At 27.4% G+C, this 18,113-nt stretch carries 19 protein-coding genes; 14 read left to right on the forward strand and 5 right to left on the reverse strand.

Going from position 1 to position 18,113, the window contains the following annotated elements; translation table 11 throughout:
• Window positions 1-62: 62 nt before the first annotated feature.
• Genes HRT41_06735 through HRT41_06745 form a run of 3 tightly spaced genes read right to left on the reverse strand, consistent with a single transcriptional unit; the run spans window position 63 to window position 2,657 of the window.
• Window positions 63-1,244: a glutathionylspermidine synthase family protein gene (locus HRT41_06735; GenBank protein ID NQY23712.1), complete on the reverse strand. Its 1,182-nt coding sequence runs from the start codon at window positions 1,242-1,244 to the stop codon at window positions 63-65.
• A 2-nt stretch (window positions 1,245-1,246) separates the two neighbouring features.
• Window positions 1,247-1,861, reverse strand: a complete 615-nt coding sequence (locus tag HRT41_06740; GenBank protein NQY23713.1) for a hypothetical protein — start codon at window positions 1,859-1,861, stop codon at window positions 1,247-1,249.
• Window positions 1,848-2,657 carry a shikimate dehydrogenase gene (locus tag HRT41_06745; protein NQY23714.1) on the reverse strand — a complete coding sequence of 270 codons (810 nt, stop codon included), beginning with the start codon at window positions 2,655-2,657 and terminating at the stop codon, window positions 1,848-1,850. Before HRT41_06745 ends, HRT41_06740 begins: the two co-directional genes overlap by 14 nt.
• Before the next feature lie 83 nt (window positions 2,658-2,740).
• Here HRT41_06745 and pgeF point away from each other — a divergent pair, with 83 nt between their 5' ends.
• The 6 genes from pgeF (at window position 2,741) to HRT41_06775 (ending at window position 7,801) form a co-directional block, all read left to right on the forward strand.
• Window positions 2,741-3,412, forward strand: coding sequence for a peptidoglycan editing factor PgeF (gene pgeF, locus HRT41_06750; protein NQY23715.1), 672 nt, complete (start codon window positions 2,741-2,743; stop codon window positions 3,410-3,412).
• A 186-nt stretch (window positions 3,413-3,598) separates the two neighbouring features.
• The gene (locus HRT41_06755; GenBank protein NQY23716.1) at window positions 3,599-4,858 is read left to right on the forward strand and encodes a malate dehydrogenase; all 1,260 of its coding nucleotides are present in this window, start codon (window positions 3,599-3,601) and stop codon (window positions 4,856-4,858) included.
• 138 nt (window positions 4,859-4,996) lie between these two features.
• Complete coding sequence (gene purU, locus HRT41_06760) at window positions 4,997-5,830, forward strand: formyltetrahydrofolate deformylase (protein NQY23717.1); 834 nt, start codon at window positions 4,997-4,999, stop codon at window positions 5,828-5,830.
• Window positions 5,830-6,300 carry a tRNA (cytidine(34)-2'-O)-methyltransferase gene (locus HRT41_06765; GenBank protein ID NQY23718.1) on the forward strand — a complete coding sequence of 157 codons (471 nt, stop codon included), beginning with the start codon at window positions 5,830-5,832 and terminating at the stop codon, window positions 6,298-6,300. The genes purU and HRT41_06765 overlap by 1 nt, the downstream gene beginning before the upstream one ends.
• Window positions 6,301-6,960, forward strand: coding sequence for a response regulator transcription factor (locus HRT41_06770; GenBank protein ID NQY23719.1), 660 nt, complete (start codon window positions 6,301-6,303; stop codon window positions 6,958-6,960). It begins immediately after the preceding gene.
• Window positions 6,950-7,801 carry a HAMP domain-containing histidine kinase gene (locus HRT41_06775; protein NQY23720.1) on the forward strand — a complete coding sequence of 284 codons (852 nt, stop codon included), beginning with the start codon at window positions 6,950-6,952 and terminating at the stop codon, window positions 7,799-7,801. The genes HRT41_06770 and HRT41_06775 overlap by 11 nt, the downstream gene beginning before the upstream one ends.
• On the opposite strand, the gene HRT41_06780 is transcribed toward HRT41_06775, so the two are convergent.
• Window positions 7,761-8,579 carry a glycosyltransferase family 2 protein gene (locus HRT41_06780; protein ID NQY23721.1) on the reverse strand — a complete coding sequence of 273 codons (819 nt, stop codon included), beginning with the start codon at window positions 8,577-8,579 and terminating at the stop codon, window positions 7,761-7,763. The two genes, HRT41_06775 and HRT41_06780, sit on opposite strands and share 41 nt — an antisense overlap.
• Window positions 8,580-8,693: 114 nt before the next feature.
• Here HRT41_06780 and HRT41_06785 point away from each other — a divergent pair, with 114 nt between their 5' ends.
• Window positions 8,694-10,607, forward strand: a complete 1,914-nt coding sequence (locus HRT41_06785; protein ID NQY23722.1) for a cache domain-containing protein — start codon at window positions 8,694-8,696, stop codon at window positions 10,605-10,607.
• 4 nt (window positions 10,608-10,611) lie between these two features.
• Here the strand turns inward: HRT41_06785 and HRT41_06790 are convergent, their stop codons facing one another.
• Complete coding sequence (locus tag HRT41_06790; protein NQY23723.1) at window positions 10,612-11,238, reverse strand: HAD family hydrolase; 627 nt, start codon at window positions 11,236-11,238, stop codon at window positions 10,612-10,614.
• Between the two features lie 212 nt (window positions 11,239-11,450).
• Here HRT41_06790 and HRT41_06795 point away from each other — a divergent pair, with 212 nt between their 5' ends.
• The 7 genes from HRT41_06795 (at window position 11,451) to HRT41_06825 (ending at window position 18,100) form a co-directional block, all read left to right on the forward strand.
• Complete coding sequence (locus tag HRT41_06795) at window positions 11,451-12,128, forward strand: sulfite exporter TauE/SafE family protein (GenBank protein NQY23724.1); 678 nt, start codon at window positions 11,451-11,453, stop codon at window positions 12,126-12,128.
• Window positions 12,129-12,213: 85 nt separating this feature from the next.
• The gene (locus tag HRT41_06800) at window positions 12,214-12,396 is read left to right on the forward strand and encodes a hypothetical protein (protein NQY23725.1); all 183 of its coding nucleotides are present in this window, start codon (window positions 12,214-12,216) and stop codon (window positions 12,394-12,396) included.
• 69 nt (window positions 12,397-12,465) lie between these two features.
• Entirely contained in the window at window positions 12,466-14,367 is a 1,902-nt protein-coding gene (locus HRT41_06805; protein NQY23726.1) for a TonB-dependent receptor, read from the forward strand.
• A complete protein-coding gene (locus HRT41_06810) occupies window positions 14,367-15,200 on the forward strand; it encodes an ABC transporter substrate-binding protein (GenBank protein ID NQY23727.1) in 834 nt (277 codons plus the stop codon). The genes HRT41_06805 and HRT41_06810 overlap by 1 nt, the downstream gene beginning before the upstream one ends.
• Window positions 15,184-15,882, forward strand: coding sequence for an ABC transporter ATP-binding protein (locus HRT41_06815; protein NQY23728.1), 699 nt, complete (start codon window positions 15,184-15,186; stop codon window positions 15,880-15,882). The genes HRT41_06810 and HRT41_06815 overlap by 17 nt, the downstream gene beginning before the upstream one ends.
• Window positions 15,879-16,835, forward strand: a complete 957-nt coding sequence (locus tag HRT41_06820; GenBank protein NQY23729.1) for an iron ABC transporter permease — start codon at window positions 15,879-15,881, stop codon at window positions 16,833-16,835. The genes HRT41_06815 and HRT41_06820 overlap by 4 nt, the downstream gene beginning before the upstream one ends.
• Entirely contained in the window at window positions 16,835-18,100 is a 1,266-nt protein-coding gene (locus HRT41_06825) for a cobyrinate a,c-diamide synthase (GenBank protein NQY23730.1), read from the forward strand. Before HRT41_06820 ends, HRT41_06825 begins: the two co-directional genes overlap by 1 nt.
• The last annotated feature ends 13 nt before the right edge of the window (window positions 18,101-18,113 follow it).

Below are 18,113 nucleotides of genomic sequence, written 5' to 3' on the forward strand. Positions count from 1 at the left end.
TTAACTATTATAACAAAAGAAGCTTATTACTAGCTATGTAAAAAGAAAAATAACAATTTATTTTAGTCTTCAATTATATGTCCAACAAATTTGGACATATTATCAAGAATTTTTCCGCCTTTTCTAAAACCTAAAGCGCAGGCTTCATAAGCATAAAAAACACCTGCTTGATAATACGCTCCATCTTCATCTTGATTAAATTCATAAAACTCTTGATAAATAGCCTTGTAACCTTCGTATTCTCCATCTGTTTTCATATCTAAAGAATTATCTGCATTTACAATTGCTATATTTGCACCTTCTCTTCCAAAACATCTTTTTTCAACTTGTTTGGTATTCACAAGTGGCTCATAAGATGTTTCTAACAATAAAGGATGATTCGGATACATGTCCCATAATATTTTCATCATGGCTTTTGATTGGAACATTAAAGTATAGGCTGGATTAAAAATAATACATTTTTTACTTTTAATAATTTCATTAATAATCAATGCCAATTCATTTTCATCGATTGCTATGTCTTCCCAAGGAATGAGTTTAAACCAAAATTCAAAATTCACATCATCTTTATGAATTCCTTCATCCGAAAATTGTACATTTTCAATATATTCATACTCAGTATTAAAGCCTGCTTCATTAGCAATATGCTGTAATAATTTTGTCGTATTTTCATCTTCAGAGGAAGAAGAAATAGAAGAAAATAGTATTTTCCATCCTAAATCTTTGTAGTACTCTTCAAATTTTTCTACATCAGAGTCAAGGGTAATCAAACGTTTAAAGTTATCTTTGATGGCTTCATATAAATTATTAAATTGTTTTGCTTCATCCAGACCGTTCTTTTTTAGAAGTGCCCATTGTATAATAGCTGTTTCAAAAAGTGAGGTAGGAGTATCTGCATTAAACTCTATTAGTTTTATCGCTTTTCCATCCATTCCTCCTGCTAAATCAAAGCGTGAATATAAATGCCAGTGTACATCTTCTTCCCATGATTCTTTAATTATTTCTACTAAATTAAAAGGAATATTGATATCATGAAATAAATCATTATCTATAACATATTGTCCTGCTTCACAAAACATATCATAAAGCTCATTTGTTGCTTCATAATAAGCGTTGGCTTCATCTTCACTCAAAACTACAACATCATTTGAAATATAAGAGCTTTTATCAAGATCTGTATGCCAAGAAAATCCTATAGATTCTAAGTATTCATTACTTAAAGGTTCAAGTTGTTTTAATTTCATCTTTAACCTCCAAAAAATGAAGAACGTTTTTTACTGCTGTTAGAAGAACCAAAAAAACCACTTTTTTTAGAGCTTGAACTTGATCTTGACGCACTTGATTTAGCTTTAGAAAAACTACTTTTTGATTTTGAATACGTAGATGGAGATTTATATTGAGTTCTTCTTTGACTTTGGTAGTTTGAATTATTGAATAATTTATTTCCAATGTAAGAGCCAATCATTGCTCCAGCAACAGAAGATAATAATACTCCCCCTAATCCCATACCACCATTACCTGATGACATTTCTGGGTTGGTTAAAGCAGACGTTCCATTTTGAATTTTTACATCTTCTTCTCGAACCAGTGCATCAATTTCTGCTTTAGATAAGATACGTTCAGTTCCATCTGGTTTTCGTAAAACAATAGTAGTATTTGCGCTTGGAAATTCATCAACAATTGCATAAGAACCATTTATTTCTTCTTGTATGATTACAAAAGCACCTTGTTTTTGGCTGGCATTCGTAAAAGCATCATTTTTTTGGGAATTTTTGTCTTCACAACCTACTAAACCCATAACTAATATAGCGCCAAGTCCACCAACCATTGCATAATTCGATATTTTCTTAATGTGTTTCATTATTTTCCTTTAAAGCTTGTCTCATAATTTCAATTGTTTTTGTATCTATTGTTTCTTTTAAAAAATATTCTAAGGCCAATACTCCTTGGTATAAAAGCATATCTTCCCCATCTTTTACTGGTAACTTTTCTTTTTTTGCTAAAGCTAAAAAAGGTGTTTCTTTTCCATAAATACAGTCAAATGCATAATGTGCATTTAAAAACACATTTTCTAGTTTCTGCATTGGTAAGGGATATTTTTGGTCTTTCAATCCAGCGCTGGTCGCATTAACAACTAAATCATAAGCATTTAATCTAAAATCATCCCAAGTAAAGGTTTTTATATCATTTTCTTTAAAAAAAGCAAGTTTTTCAGGAGAGCGGTTAACTACAGTTACATCATAATTTTTTTCCTGTAAACTTAAAGCAATGGCTTTTGCCGTTCCTCCCGCTCCTAAAATAAGAACCTTTTTAACATTATTGAATACTTGTATGGCTTTTATAAAACCTGCTCCATCTGTATTATAAGCAATGATTTTATCATTTTCTTTTACATAAGTATTAACTGCTTGTATTTTTTGCGCAATTCCTCTTACTTCATCTGCTTCTAAATAAGCCGTTTCTTTATGTGGAACTGTTATATTAGCTCCTTTAAACCCTTCTTTATTAAATACATCTTTAATAGTACTTGCATTTGTTAATAAATATTTTTCATATTTATTATCATAATTTAAATGCTTAAATGCAGCATTGTGCATTTGAGGGGATTTTGAGTGTTCAACAGGGTTGCCAAAGATAACGAATCTATTTTTTTGCATTGTTTTCCTTTTAAAAAAGGATTTTAACACAAAATCAACTAAGAAGATATTAAAATATACAAAAGAATTTTAAAGGTTAATATATGTATCGTATTGAAAGTTTTTTTAGCGATAAAAATGATGGCAATATAGCTTACCATGTGGGCGATATTGTAAAGAATGTTAATGAAAATAGAAATGAGCTCTCTTTAAAACACAGTTTTAATGTAAATAATATAATGTATATGAATCAAGTACATGGAGATAAAATCCAAATAGTACATAATGGCTCTTCTAGACACAGTCTTGATTGTGATGCTTTAATAACACAGGAAAAAGGTCTGTATTTGATGGTTATGGTTGCTGATTGTATTCCTATACTTATTAAAGATTCAAAAAAAGGTGTTGTAGCAGCTGTTCATGCGGGGAGGAAATCAAGTTTTTTAAAAATTGTTGAAAAGGTAGTATTGAGAATGAAAAAAGAGTTCTCTTCTAAGGCGTGTGATATTGAAGTAGAATTTGGGCCTTCTATACAAGTTTGTTGTTATGAAGTTGATGAAGAAATGCAAGATTTTGTAAAAAATAACTTTGGAGCGGAATTTTGTAAAGGTAAAAATATAAATTTACAAGAAATAAATAAAAAAATGCTAAATGATTTGGGTGTAAATAAAATCATTCTTTCAAATCATTGCACAAAATGTGGAGAAAAAAAATATTTCTCATATAGAAACAATTCAAAATGTGGTCGTTTTGCTGGTTTTATAGGTATAAAATAATAATTAATTTTATTTATTACATAATTATGTAAATATTATGTAGATATCATGTAATTATCATGTATCTTAAGCTTAAAGAAAACTTTTTATGTGAAGTAATACCATGTTTTTATTATAATTAAGTTACATTTTGTTACAATTCTTTCAAATAACATATAGGGTTATAAAAATATCAAGGATTATTAAATGAGCAAAACAGTAACAAAAGAAGAAGCATTAGATTATCACCAGTATCCAAAACCTGGTAAATTAGCGATATCAACAACAACAAACCTAAGTACACAAAGAGATCTTTCTTTAGCATATACTCCTGGTGTTGCTCATCCTTGTTTAGCTATTCAAGATGATCCACAAAATGCATATAAATATACAGCGAAAAGAAATCTTGTTGCTGTTATCTCAAATGGTACTGCTGTTTTAGGTCTTGGTGACATTGGTGCACTTGCTTCAAAACCAGTTATGGAAGGGAAATCAGTTTTATTTAAAGCTTTTGCTGCTGTTGATTCTTTTGATATTGAAGTGGATGAAAAAGATGTTGATGAGTTTTGTAAAGTTGTAAAAGCAATCGCTCCTACTTTTGGTGGAATCAATTTAGAAGATATTTCTGCACCTTCTTGTTTTGAAATTGAGAGAAGATTAGTAGAAGATTTAGATATCCCTGTAATGCATGATGATCAACACGGAACGGCTATTATTACAACTGCTGGTTTAATTAATGCCTGTGAATTATTAGGTAAAAAATTAGAGCATTTAAAAGTAGTAGTAATTGGAGCTGGTGCGGCTGCAATATCTTGTTCACGAATGTATAAACATGTTGGAGTTACAAATATTATTATGTGTGATTCTAAAGGTGTTATACATAAAGGAAGAACAGATTTAAATCAATACAAAGAAGAATTTGCAATTGATGAAGAAATGAGTTTTGATGATGCATTTAGAGGAGCTGATGTTGTTTTAGGTTTATCAAAACCAGGTTCATTTGGAATTGAGCACATTGCTTTATTATCTGATAAACCTATTGTTTTTGCTTTATCTAATCCTACTCCTGAAGTATTTCCAGTTGATATTTTAAAAGTTAGACCAGATGCTATTGTTGGTACTGGACGAAGTGATTTTAATAATCAAGTAAATAACGTAATTGGATTTCCTTTTATTTTTAGAGGTGCATTGGATGTTCAAGCAAGAAAAATTAATATGGAAATGAAAACAGCTGCTGCTCATGCTATTGCAAATTTAGCTAAAGAAGAAGTTCCAAAAGAAGTACAAGATATTTTTGGAGGAAATGTAAAATTTTCAACTGATTATATTATTCCAAAAGCTTTTGATAAACGTTTAATTGTTGAAGTTTCTTCAGCTGTTGCACAAGCTGCTTTTGAATCAGGAGTTGCAAGAGTTACTGAATTTAATCTTGAAGCTTACAGAAAAGAACTTGCTACTCTAATCTAAAAAGTCTTCTTCGTAAGTAAATTACGAATAGATTTTATTTTTAATTTTCTTTAAAATTAATCAATATAATGGTATTATTTCAAAAATAATTTTGGAGTAATACCATTATATATAGGTTTACTTTTTTATAGGAAAAGAATGAAAGAATTTATACTTCTAATAAATACAAGCGATGAAATAGGGCTTGTTTATAATGTCTCTAAAGTTTTATATGCTAATAACTTAAATATAATACAAAACTCAGAATATGTTGATCAAAATACAAACAAATTTTTTATGCGTACCATTATCTCTGGATCTGTAGAGAAAGAACTTCTCTTAAAAGAACTAAAAAAAGTACTTCCTCTAACATCCAGCATTTCTTTAAATATGCAAAACAAAAAAGATATTGTAATAATGGTTACAAAAGAAGCTCATGTATTAGGGGATTTATTAATCAGATATATTGATGGCGAATTAAATGCAAATATAAAAGCAGTTATTTCTAACCATTCTCACTTAAAATCTTTGGTTGAAAAATTTGATATTCCTTATTTTCATATTTCTAGTAATGAAATATCAAGAGAAGAACATGAAAAAAAAATTATTGCTAAAATAGATGAGTTTGAACCTTCTTTAATTGTATTAGCAAAATATATGAGAATTTTAACACCTTCTTTTGTAGAGAATTATTCTGAAAAAATATTAAATATTCATCACAGTTTTCTTCCTGCTTTTATTGGGGCAAATCCTTATAAACAAGCACATGAAAGAGGTGTTAAAATTATTGGTGCTACGGCACATTATGTTACAAATGATTTGGATGAGGGTCCTATTATTTCACAAAATATTGTAAGAGTTGACCATAATTATACATGGCAAGATATGAGAAAGGCTGGAATTAACGTGGAAAAAGTGACTTTAAGTAGTGCATTGGAATTATTATTAGACGAAAAGGTGTTCATACATGGAAATAAAACGGTGATACTATAATGTTTAATATTGTATTACATGAACCAAGAATGCCTGGAAATGTAGGTACGATTGGTAGAACCGCTTTTGCATTGGATTGTACACTTCATTTAATTAAACCTTATGGGTTTGGAGAAATCACTGCAAAAGAAGTAAGACGCGCAGGACTTGATTATTGGTTTGATTTAGATGTAAGAGAATATGAAAATATAGAAGAGTTTTGGAAAAAAAATCCTTTTTCTTCACGTCATTTTTTTGCAACAACTAAAACAAAAAAGAATTATTTTGAGGCAAAGTTTGAAGAGGGTGATTATATTTATTTTGGAAGAGAGGATGCAGGTTTGCCACAAAGTATATTGGATAAAAATAAAGAGACGTGTATTACTATTCCAATGGCTAATAACGCACGTTCTTTAAACCTCTCAAACTCTGTATCAATTATTGCTTATGAAGCTTTAAAACAGAACTATAGCTCATTTAAACAATCTTAAATGTTTAAAATACTAATTCTTGAAGACGATTTACTTTTTGCTCAAAGTTTAGAAGATTGTTTAGAAGAAGAAGGCTATGAAATTCATCTGGCAAAAGATTCAGAAACTATGATGGAATTCTCTTATACGAACAATTATGATGTATATTTACTTGATATAAATGTTCCAGGAATTAGTGGTTTGGATTTACTTAAAGATTTAAGAGAAGCAGGAGATAATACTCCTAGTATTTTTCTAAGCTCCTACAAAGATCAAGAAACACTAAAAAATGCTTTTATAAATGGAGCAGATGATTTTTTACGTAAACCTATTGATTTAGAGGAACTGTTTTTAAGAATTTCTTCTTTGTTAAAACGATCTGGAAAACGCATAGAATCTCTTGTTTTAAAAAATGGTCTTTCTTATGATGCCCAAAAAAGCAGATTGTTCTTAAATACACAAGACTTAAATGTGCCCATTAAAGTTATGCACTTATTTGAATTATGTTTGGAAAATAGAAAGTCTATAATTACTAAAGAAATGATAGTCTCTAAACTGTGGACGCTTAATGAAGATTATAGTGAAGGCTCAATTAGGGTATATGTAAATAATTTGAAAAAGATATTGGGAAAAGAAAGTATTATTAATATCAAAGGCATAGGATATAAAATTGAATTCTAAAAAAAAGATATTTTATATTTCTCAAAGTATTGTACTTGTATTTATTTTATTAATATCTCTTAGTTTTAACTATTTTTTGTATGATACTTTTGGTTTTTTTTTAGAAAATATGATTTTGGTTACTTTATTTTCTTTATGTTTTGCTTTATTTTTGTATTTTATTTTATCAAAATCTATTTTGGATCCTTTGTTTAAAAGTGATGATAATTTGCAAAAAGCCCTTAATGAAACACTGCATGAATTAAATATTCCTGTTTCAACCATTGAATTAAATGTAAAAATGCTTGAAAAAAACATACATGATGAAAAAAACATTAAACGATTAAACAGAATAAAGATGGCTTCAAAAAACTTATTAAAACTCTATGAAGATATGGAATACTCAATTAAAAAAGAAATTGATAAAATTGAAAACAAAGAGTTTTCTCTAAAAGAATGTATTAATGAGTCTTTATTAAAGTTTGATGATATTAAAAAAGATATTAATATTAAAATAAATATAGAAGAAGTAGTTCTTAATGCTGACTACAATGGCTTTTGCACACTTTTAGATAATTTATTATCAAATGCTATAAAATACAATAACGCTGAAAAACGAATAGAAATAAATTATAAGAATGATATTTTAAGCATTTTTAATACAGGTGTGTCTATTGATGCACAAAATTTAAAAAATGTATTCGATATGTATTATCAAGAAGACAGATCCTTAGATGGTTTTGGTTTAGGTCTGAACATTGTCAAAGAATTTTGTGACAATAATAAAATTTTTATTTCTATTAAACCAGAAGAAAAAGGAACTATAGTTTACTTGAATTTAAAAAATCTTCGTAAAACCTAAGTTTTTTTCCATATTTTTCTAAGATAGTATTATTTTTATGTTTTTTCGCACCTTTTAATAAAATAGTAGTTTTTATTAAAAGTTCTTCCAATACTTCTTTTTTATATTGGGAATTTATGTGCTTTTCTAGGGCAAAAATTCTATAAATGTCAATTAATTTTGTATTGAATGAGAGTTGGTTTTCATGTCCTGCATATTTATTTATTAATTCTTCATTTATTAAGTGTATGTTATATTTTTGCAAAATTCTTAACCATAAATCATAATCTTCACAAGCAGGTAAAGATTCATCAAAATACAAATCATCCTCAAATACTTTTTTATGCGCGAAAAAACTTGAAGAACCTATTTTACATAAATCTAAAGAGTTTATAAATGTAGGCTGGGCTTTTTGTTGGTATTTTTTAAGAGAAATAACTTTTCCATTACGTATCCATTTTTCATTTGAATAAGAAGCATAAATATTTTTGTTATTTTGGTGAAAATCTATGTGTTTTTCTATTTTATTATTATTCCAGGTATCATCCGAATCTAAAAATGCAAGCCAGGGATTTTTTGCTTTTTTTATACCTAAGTTTCGTGCTGCTGCTACACCTTTATTTTCTTGATAATAATATTGTATATTTTGATCTTTGAGTAGGTTTTTTGTTTCATCTCTTGAACCATCATCAATGACTATTATTTCATCAACTAAAATACTTTGTTCTTGTATGCTAGTAATGGCTCTTAAGATAAAATTGGCTCTGTTATAAGTAGGTATAATGACGGATATTTTCATGCGCCATTATAACGTATTCTAAAATATATAAGTATTTTCTACTGTATTTAATTAAATAATAAATAAAACGAAGAATTTATGATTAATTTAATCTTTAAAACAATAGAATAATCCATGAAAAAATATAATGAGAATCAAATACTATTTATTATCAGATGGGCTCCTATATCTTTTATTGTTATTATTTCTATTATTATCACTTATTTAAGATTAAATGACAATAATATATTACACAATAATGAAATTCTTGAGCTTAAGAAAAATTTTATTCAAACAAAAAATAATCTTATTAAAAATGATGTATATGCTCTTGAGAAATACTTACAGTATTCTAAAGCAAAAAGTGAAAATGAACTTAGGGTTTTATTAAAAGACAAAGTTTACAGAGCCCATAATATTGCAAGTCGTATTTATTTTGAAAATAAAGATAAAAATAAAGACGAAATACTTAACTTAATAAAAGATGCTTTGCGTTATATGCGTTTTAATGATAACAGAGCCTATTATTTTATTCATAACATAAAAGGAAAATCTTTATTATATCCCTTAAATAAAAGTCTAGAAGGTAAAAATTACGCTTCTTTGCATGATATTAATGGATATTATTTTGTACAAACAATAATGAAAAAAGTTGAAAATAAAACAGAAGGATATGATGAATATTATTGGGTAAAAGAAAAGAATTTGTCATCAAAAGCCTATAAAAAAATCATTTTTACTAAATATTTTGAACCCCTAAATATTGTAATTAGTACAGGAGATTATATTATTGATTATGAAAATAATATTAAAATACAAGTACTCAAATATATTAATACTTTATCAATTCAAAAACATTCATCTTTATTTATTATAAATAAGGATAAAAAGATTTTAAGTCATTCCAATGTTAATCTTTTAAACAAAGAGTTCGGTGAACTTCCTCTAAATGTACAAAATACAATTTTAGATATAAGTGAAAAAATTCCTCGAAAAGAAGGTTTTATTAATTATATAAATACCTTTGATGCTAAAATTAATTTAAAAGATGAAAAACAAACAACATTTATAAAAGTATTTAATCCCTGGAAATGGAGAATTGGCTCTGCTTATTACGATAAAGAGTTGGAAACTTTAATTTTTAATGAGAAAGAAAAATTAAATAAAAGAATAGATGATGATTTTCTTTTTACTTTAAAAGCGAGTATTTTTTCAACGCTTGCTTTTTTATTGGTTTCTTTTTTCCTGTCTTCTTTAGTAAGCAAACGTTTTATTTCGTATAAGAATGAGTTATTAAAAGAAGTTGAAAAAAACAGATTAAAAGATTCCCTTTTAGCTCAGCAATCAAAAATGGCGGCCATGGGTGAAATGTTGGCAAATATTGCACATCAATGGAGACAGCCCTTATCTGTGATATCTACGGCATCAAGTGGGATACGTTTAAAAAGTGAGTTTTCAAGTCTTGAAGAAGAAGATTTATACCATTCTTTAGAAACAATTGATAACAGCACTATTTATTTATCAAAAACAATTGATGATTTTTCTAATTTTTTCAAAACAAGTAAAGAATTAACACGAACAAATACAAAAAAAATATGGAAAAATGTTGAGTCTTTAATTTTCGCACAATTTAAAACTTTAAATATTTCTTTTGTTCTAAATATTGAGGATGAAGAAGTATACCTTTTAAAGAATGAGTTAATTCAAGTACTTTTAAATCTTTTAAGTAATGCAAAAGATCAATTTGTTTTAAACAAACAAGGTGGATGTTTTATTTTTGTAAACATGTATATAAAAGATGAGAATTTGCATATAAAAATAAAAGACAATGCTGGGGGAATTGACAATCACATCATTTCTCGTATCTTTGAGCCTTATTTTACTACAAAATATAGAGCTCAAGGAACAGGTATTGGTTTATATATGAGTGAACAAATAGTCACAAGAAGTTTAAAAGGAAGCATAAGTGCAACAAATAGAAAATACAAACACAATGAAGTAGATTATGAAGGTGCTTTAATTACAATTATAATCCCAACAAACATCTAAAAGTTTAAAGCATGAATTTTTTTTGTATTTTCTCTTCTAATTGACTAACGGTATCAATAGCATCTTCTTTGTGATTTGAAAAACCCCAGTTCACAAGAACCCAATCTACTCCTGCATTTTTTGCAGCCAAAGTATCTTTATGTGAATCTCCTATCATTTGGGCATTTTCTTTTAAGATATCGTGTTTATCTAAAATTTTATGTAACATCTCCGGATGGGGTTTTGCTTGTGTCACATCGTTGTAACCTAAAACAGTATCAAAATAATGATCAAGACCCAAATGAGCTAACATCTTTTTTGCATAAATAGAATTGGCATTGGTTGCTACACTTAAGGTAAAATCATTTTTTAAATTTTCTAATAAATCTTTAATACCATCATAAATAACTAAATCGTTTAAGCAATGTTTTTCATAATAATCACCAAAAAGTTTACTTTGTAAAGGAGTGAATTCTGTAGTTCCATAAAAAAACTCAGAAGAATTGATCTCTGGTTTGTTAATATTTTCTAAAATATAGTCTTTTTCAAGTCTTTCTAAATTTAAATTTTCTCGTACATAATTTACAGTATTGCTAATAGCATATCCACTGTTTATAAGTGTTCCATCCATATCAAACATTAAAAGTTTCATTGTTTTCCTTATAATAAATATTAATTTTAAGATTATAGTATCTTCTTATTAAAAATGAAGACTTTCCAAAATTTAACACATAATTAACACATCAAAGATAAACTATTTTTGTTAAAAGATTTTCTCCCTTTCTTTTAATAGGCATTGGTTCGGCAACTAATGCTTTTATATTTTTTTTGCTATTATACTCATAAACTAAAAGACGGATACTTATGGAATCTTTTTCACTTCTTACAATTATTACTATTGCTTTTTTAGGATCTTTTGGTCACTGTGTAGGAATGTGTGGAGGAATCGTTGTTGCTTATACTTCTACAAAAGTCAATAATTCTTGGAGCAAACAAAAACAAAGTATTTCTCACTTATTGTATTCTTTTGGCCGAGTGACTTCTTATACTATTTTAGGCGCAATTTTTGGAGCGCTTGGTAGTTTAAGTACTTTTTCTAAAGAAACAAATGGGTACTTTTTGATTTTTGTGGGAATACTTATGTTTCTTGTTGGAATATCTATTTCGGGTCAATTTAAGTTTTTAACACTTATTGAGCACTCTTTATCAAAACAATCTTGGTATAAAACAAGTTTTAAAAAACTATTGTCTGATTCTTCTTTAAAAAGTTTTTATTTCCTTGGTCTATTAAATGGTCTCTTACCTTGTGGTTTTGTTTATGTTTTTATTATCATGGCTTTAGGAACTGCTAGTATTTTCTGGGGTGCGATTGTGATGTTTATTTTTGGAGTCAGTACTATTCCCGCACTTTTTTCTTTGGGTTTTTTCATTGGTTTGTTTAAACAAAATACCTACAGAGCCTTGTTTATTAAAATAGCTTCTATTTTAGTCATACTTTTTTCTTTCTCAACTATGTATAAAGGATATTTGTTTCTTTCTTAAAAGAAATAAACAATTAACTAGTAATAGCCATTCTTGAGTATCTTAGTCTAATATTTTTATCTTTTTTTTTAGCTATAATGCGCCCATGAAGAATCTTAGAGGTTATAAAAAATCATATTTTAAATTAGCTGTTATTGCTATGTTCTCAACGCTTTGTAAATTATCAAAGATTGAAATTAATATGATGTACCACAAAAGAGCCTACGAAGACAGTATTAAATGCCTAGACCCTCCTTTTTCCATTTTTTCTCACAACAAAACATACTAAAATAAAATACAATAATACCTATTAAATAAATAATAGGCATTTAAATGATGAAAGAAAAAAAGGAAAAAATTGAATAATAAAATTACAATAAGTTTAATCACCTGTGCACTTTTAAGCACAAATTTGTTCTCGCTAGAAACATTGGGAAATATTGAAGTAACATCAAGTTTAATTCATACAGATGAAATAAATGCTACGTATGCCACTGAAATCTATTCTAAAGAAGATATCGCAAAAACAAAATCAAAAGATATATTTGAATTTTTAAATACTCAAACATCTGTTAATATAGCTCCTAATTATGGAAACCCTTTTGCACAGCTTATAGATTTAAGAGGATATGGATTAACAAATGGTTATCAAAATTTAGTTATTTCTATTGACGGAAGAAGATTAAATAATATTGATATGGCGCCACAATTGTTATCTTCTATTGCAATTGATTCAATTGAAAGAATTGAAATAATTAAAGGAAGCGGTTCTGTTGCATATGGAGATGGTGCAAATGCAGGTGTTATTAATATAATAACAAATGGCAAGAACAGCAACTATATAAAAACATATTATGGAAGTAATGGTAATAAAAATGCGACTCTTAGCCTAGGCTACAGTACTGACAATTTTATTATAAATGCTTTTACAGATAATACCTCTTCTGATGGAAGTAGAAATAATTCTAGCGGAGATAAAGATGAAAATTTTAATAAAAATAAAAATATAAATGTATTATTTTTCCCTAATGATTCTTTGGAATTAAGAGTTGGAAGGTTATTTTCAAATACAAGTGTTTATTATGGAAAGGGATTAAGTTTAGATGAATATAAAAACAATCCCAATCAGTCAAGTACCTTTACAAAAGGTTTGAATGATACCTATACAACGACACTAGGAGCATCTTATTTTATTAATAAAGACTATACTTTAGATATTGATTATTCTGATACAGATAAAAGAAGTCAATTCCTTTATTCCTCAGGATTTTTATCTGTTTACAGTACGGAAGCGGAAACACTAAATACTAAATTAAATATTAAAAAAGATAAATTTAAAATTGCACTTGGTATCGATATTTTTGAAGCCGAACGAACGGCTACAACAAACAAAACTACTAAAAATAATAAAGCAGTTTTTTTAAGTGTTAACTACATGTTAAACAATAACATCTCTTTATCTTCAGGAATTAGAAAAGAAAAAGTGGAATATATTTATGCCTTAAATACAGGAAGTAGTATAGACAGTGATTCAAATTTACATGCCTTTGATCTGGGAATAAATTATAAAATAAATAATAACTCATCTATTTTCGCAAATTATAATAAATCTTTTCAAGCACCTGATATTGACAGATTTTTTAAATCAGGAACATTTAATGCTTTTATCGAACCAGCAAAGGTTCAAACCGCAACTCTTGGATACACAAACATTCAAGAAAAGAACAAGTTAAAGCTTTCTATCTTTCGAAGTAATTTAGAAAATGAGATTTACTACTACAAACCTGAATTTATTAATACAAACATAGATAAATCGCATAAATATGGTTTTGAATTTTTTGATAAATATTTGTTATCGAAAAATTATTTTACTTCCCTTAATTATTCTTATATTATTGCTAAAATAGACAATGAAGATAAAGGTAATGGTACTTTTAATGGTAAAGATTTACCAGGTGTTCCAAAACACAATGTTACGCTTAATGTAGGTTATCAAAGTAAGAATTTTTCTTCAAATATATCTCATACTTATAGAAGTTCAACGTATTCCGCCAATGATTTTGAAAATTCTTTTACTCAGAAACAAGAATCTTATAATTCAACCGATGTAAATATTTCTTATACATATAAAACAGTAGAATTTTTTGGAAAAATAGAGAATTTATTTGCTGAAAAAAATGGCTTTTGGACAAAAGATGACAATATTTATCCTTTTAATTTTGAAAGAACATATTTAGCTGGAATTAAATATAATTTCTAATGAAAATTTTATTACTATTCGTTTTTTACGGTTTATTTAATATTACATTATTAGGGCAGAGTCGTATTATTACGCTCTCTCCTTCTTTAAATGAAATTGTTTTTGCTTTGGGAATGGGCGATAAGATTGTTGCTAATACTTTATATTCTAATTATCCAAAAGAGGCTCAAGATATTCCTAAAGTAGGTGGTTATTCTAGTATTTCTGTTGAAAAAATATTGGCTTTTAAACCTACTGTCGTGCTCTCTCAAAACTATGATCAAAATTTCTTAAGAATTTTAAAAGAACTTAAAATCAATACCAAAGTTTTTAATACTTCTTCTTTAAGTGATATCAAAAATACTATTGAAAATTTGGGTATTTATTTTAAAAAAGAAAAAAAAGCACAAGAAATTAATGCGGCCATTGATTTACAGTTAAAACTAATTAAGAATATTGTAAAAAATAAAAAAATACTTATTGTTATCTCTGCAAGAAAAGGCTTGTCTCAAGCTATTTATGTCACAAACAATCATATTTATTTTGAAGATATAATAAACGCATCAAATAATAAAAATGCCTTTTATTCGAAGAGTACAGCACAGCCTATGGTAAATGTAGAAAAAGTGATCAATATGAATCCTGATATAATAATACTCTTAACGCCTTTTTTATCTAAAAATAAAGAAAAACAAGAAGAACTTATTGCTTCATGGAGTACTTTACCAATAAGCGCAAGTGCTAATAAAAATATTTATACTATCTCTGAATTTTATGCAGGAATACCTTCTCATAGAGTTCAGTATTTTATAGAAGACTTTAGGAAAATACTTGAAAATGTTAGAAATAAATAATTACAACAGTACACTGTTAAAGAATATTTCATTTTCATTACAAAAAAATGAAAACTTACTTATATTAGGAGAAAATGGAGCAGGGAAGAGTACTCTTGCTAAAGTATTGTGTTATTTGATAAGTAGCAATAATGTAAAACTTTTTGGTGAAGATTTAGCTACGTTAAGCTCACTTAAACGTGCTTCTTTGATTAATTATATTCCTCCTAAACTTGATATATTTGATGAATATATCACCCTTAGAGAATTTTTTGCTCTGAGTTTTATAGATGAAAGTAATGAAAAAAAAATTGATGAAATAATCAAACTTCTTTCTTTAGAACATCTGGAGAATAAAAGTTGTCTTCACTTTTCTTCAGGAGAAAAACAACTTTTATTATTGGGTTCTGCTTTATTACACAATGCGAAACTTACTATTTTTGATGAATTAAGTGCCAATTTAGACATTAATCGTTTGAAAGAAGTTTTTAATGTTTTTAAATCTAACGCCTTAGAACAAAAAATCATTATTACTCACAATCTTGATTTAGCTTATGCCTTAAAATATAAAATTCTGTATCTAAAAGAGGGTGAGATTGTTTTTTTTGGAGAACATGAGGAGTTTTTTTCTAGTGCAAATTTAGAGAAGTTTTACAAAAATACTTTGATTAAAATACAAAACCATTTGGTTGTGAATCTATGAAAACAAATTTGTTTATATTTTGTATTATTTTAATATTTTTTTCACCTTTTATAGGTGAAATTAGCATGGTCTTTGAAGATATTTTTAAAACTTCAAGTGTGACGTATAAAGTTTTTTGGGAGTTACGTATTCCACGTGTTATTTTAGCTTTTTTCATAGGAGGTATTTTGGCATTATCTGGTTTGATTTTTCAAATCATTTTTAAAAATGCACTTATTACTCCTTATACTCTTGGAATTGCAAGTGGAACAACTTTATTTACGGCTATTTCTATTTTGTTTTTTCCTTTTGTTCCTTTATATATTCCAGGTATTTTCGGTTCTTTTTTTACTATTATGGTTTTATATTTTATTTCAAGAAAAATGAGTGAAAGAGAAATTAGTGTTTCTACGAATTCTATTTTATTAATCGGAATTGCTTTGTCTTATTTTTATTCTTCTGCTTTAATGCTGGTATTTTATATGAGTAATTTAGAAGAAAATTATTCTATTATCCGTTTTACTCTTGGTAGTTTAGATACGATTGGATATAAAAACGTAAGTATTATTGCTCTCGTAGCCAGCTTGTTTTATATGGGAATTTATAAATACAAAAATAAAATAAAGCTTTTACTTCTTTCAAATGATACGGCTTTTTTAAAAGGTCTTGATGTTCATAAAACTAATTTATTTTTATTGGTTTTGATCTCTTTATGTGTGGGAATCTCTATCTCTTTTGTAGGCCCTATTGGTTTTATAGGTTTGATTATTCCTCATGTCATGAAATTATTGTATAAACAAAGTGCGGATAAATTAATTTTCCCTGTTTTCTTTTTTGGGGGTGTGTTTTTGGTTTTTGCAGATTTGATTTCCCGAAATTTAAATACGGCATCTACGTTACCAATTGGCGTTGTAACTGCTTTTATAGGCGCTCCATTTTTTGTGTATTTGCTTATTAAAAGGAATAAAAACTAATGCATGCTCTTTGTATTTCTGCTTGTGCTTCCAATCAAGGAAAAACGATATTAAGTACTGCTTTGTTGTACCACTACAAAAATAAGGTACGTCCTTTTAAAATTGGTCCTGATTTTATTGACCCTTTATTTCATGAAAAAATATCAAAAGAAAAAAGCATAAATTTAGATACTCATATTATGAACCAAAACCAAGTTAAGTGGATGTTTGATAAATATGCAAATAAAGATTTTAATATTCTAGAAGGGGTTATGGGGTTTTATGATGGTATGGATAAAAATGCTTCTGCTTATGATGTATCTTCTTTACTTAAAATACCAAGCCTAATTATTTTAGATGCCAGTGCATCTTATATAACACTAGCAGCTGTTCTGCAGGGTTTATGTAACTTTAGAGATGATAATACTATAAAAGCTGTTGTTTTTAATAAAGTGGCTTCACAATCTCATTATGATTTGATTCTTACTTGCATAGAGAAAGAATGTCCCAATATTGTTTCTCTTGGTTTTATTAAAAAAGATTTGGATGTACTTGATTCTGTTCATTTGGGTTTGAATTTGCATGAAAATAATTATGAAGCATTGGAAAAAATATCCAAAGAGGTATTAAAACATATAAATTTAGAAAAACTAGAAAAAATTTCTGTTTATAAAAAAGCAGCTACTATAGCTTATCCATTTATTAAACAAAAAAAAGTGCTAAAGTCTATAGCTATTGTAAATGATGATAATTTTTGTTTTTTATATCATGACAATGTTGTATTTTTAAAAGAAGTATTTCAAAACGTATATTTTGTCTCTGCTATTAAAGATGAAATAATTCCTGATGTAGATGTTGTTTATATTCCAGGTGGTTATGTTGAAACAAAAGTGGCCTACGATAAAATAAAAGATTCTAATAATTTTAGGAAGTCTTTAATCAAACATGGAAAAAATAAAGCTATTTATGCTGAATGTGCGGGTTTATTGTATTTAGGGAAAAATGTGGATGATAAAAAAATGTCTGCTTTACTTCCTTTAGAATTTACTCTTCTTAAAAAAGCAGCAAGAATGGGATATTATAAAAATGACTTAAATATCACAGGACATGCTTTTCATTACACCCAAGTGAAAAATGAAATAAAAGGTGAATATACCTTATATAAATCATCTTCTTCAAAAGCTACTTACGCTGCTTTTAAACATAACAAGGTTTTTGGAACCTACTTACATACAATGTTTAGAAACAACTTTCATCTTATAAAGAGAGAGTTTAGTATAGAATAATACTTAGCGCAGA

It is taken from the genome of Campylobacteraceae bacterium (assembly GCA_013215945.1).
Taxonomy (GTDB): Bacteria; Campylobacterota; Campylobacteria; order Campylobacterales; family Arcobacteraceae; genus NORP36.

Bases quoted from the DNA above. Each gene is read 5' to 3' on its own strand.
- HRT41_06755 (NQY23716.1), top strand. From the start codon at position 3,599: ATGAGCAAAACAGTAACAAAAGAAGAAGCATTAGATTATCACCAGTAT.
- HRT41_06815 (NQY23728.1), top strand. From the start codon at position 15,184: ATGTTAGAAATAAATAATTACAACAGTACACTGTTAAAGAATATTTCA.
- HRT41_06790 (NQY23723.1), bottom strand. From the start codon at position 11,238: ATGAAACTTTTAATGTTTGATATGGATGGAACACTTATAAACAGTGGA.
- HRT41_06800 (NQY23725.1), top strand. From the start codon at position 12,214: ATGAAGAATCTTAGAGGTTATAAAAAATCATATTTTAAATTAGCTGTT.
- HRT41_06765 (NQY23718.1), top strand. From the start codon at position 5,830: ATGTTTAATATTGTATTACATGAACCAAGAATGCCTGGAAATGTAGGT.
- pgeF (NQY23715.1), top strand. From the start codon at position 2,741: ATGTATCGTATTGAAAGTTTTTTTAGCGATAAAAATGATGGCAATATA.
- HRT41_06745 (NQY23714.1), bottom strand. From the start codon at position 2,657: ATGCAAAAAAATAGATTCGTTATCTTTGGCAACCCTGTTGAACACTCA.
- purU (NQY23717.1), top strand. From the start codon at position 4,997: ATGAAAGAATTTATACTTCTAATAAATACAAGCGATGAAATAGGGCTT.
- HRT41_06785 (NQY23722.1), top strand. From the start codon at position 8,694: ATGAAAAAATATAATGAGAATCAAATACTATTTATTATCAGATGGGCT.
- HRT41_06780 (NQY23721.1), bottom strand. From the start codon at position 8,579: ATGAAAATATCCGTCATTATACCTACTTATAACAGAGCCAATTTTATC.
- HRT41_06770 (NQY23719.1), top strand. From the start codon at position 6,301: ATGTTTAAAATACTAATTCTTGAAGACGATTTACTTTTTGCTCAAAGT.
- HRT41_06825 (NQY23730.1), top strand. From the start codon at position 16,835: ATGCATGCTCTTTGTATTTCTGCTTGTGCTTCCAATCAAGGAAAAACG.
- HRT41_06735 (NQY23712.1), bottom strand. From the start codon at position 1,244: ATGAAATTAAAACAACTTGAACCTTTAAGTAATGAATACTTAGAATCT.
- HRT41_06795 (NQY23724.1), top strand. From the start codon at position 11,451: ATGGAATCTTTTTCACTTCTTACAATTATTACTATTGCTTTTTTAGGA.
- HRT41_06810 (NQY23727.1), top strand. From the start codon at position 14,367: ATGAAAATTTTATTACTATTCGTTTTTTACGGTTTATTTAATATTACA.
- HRT41_06740 (NQY23713.1), bottom strand. From the start codon at position 1,861: ATGAAACACATTAAGAAAATATCGAATTATGCAATGGTTGGTGGACTT.
- HRT41_06820 (NQY23729.1), top strand. From the start codon at position 15,879: ATGAAAACAAATTTGTTTATATTTTGTATTATTTTAATATTTTTTTCA.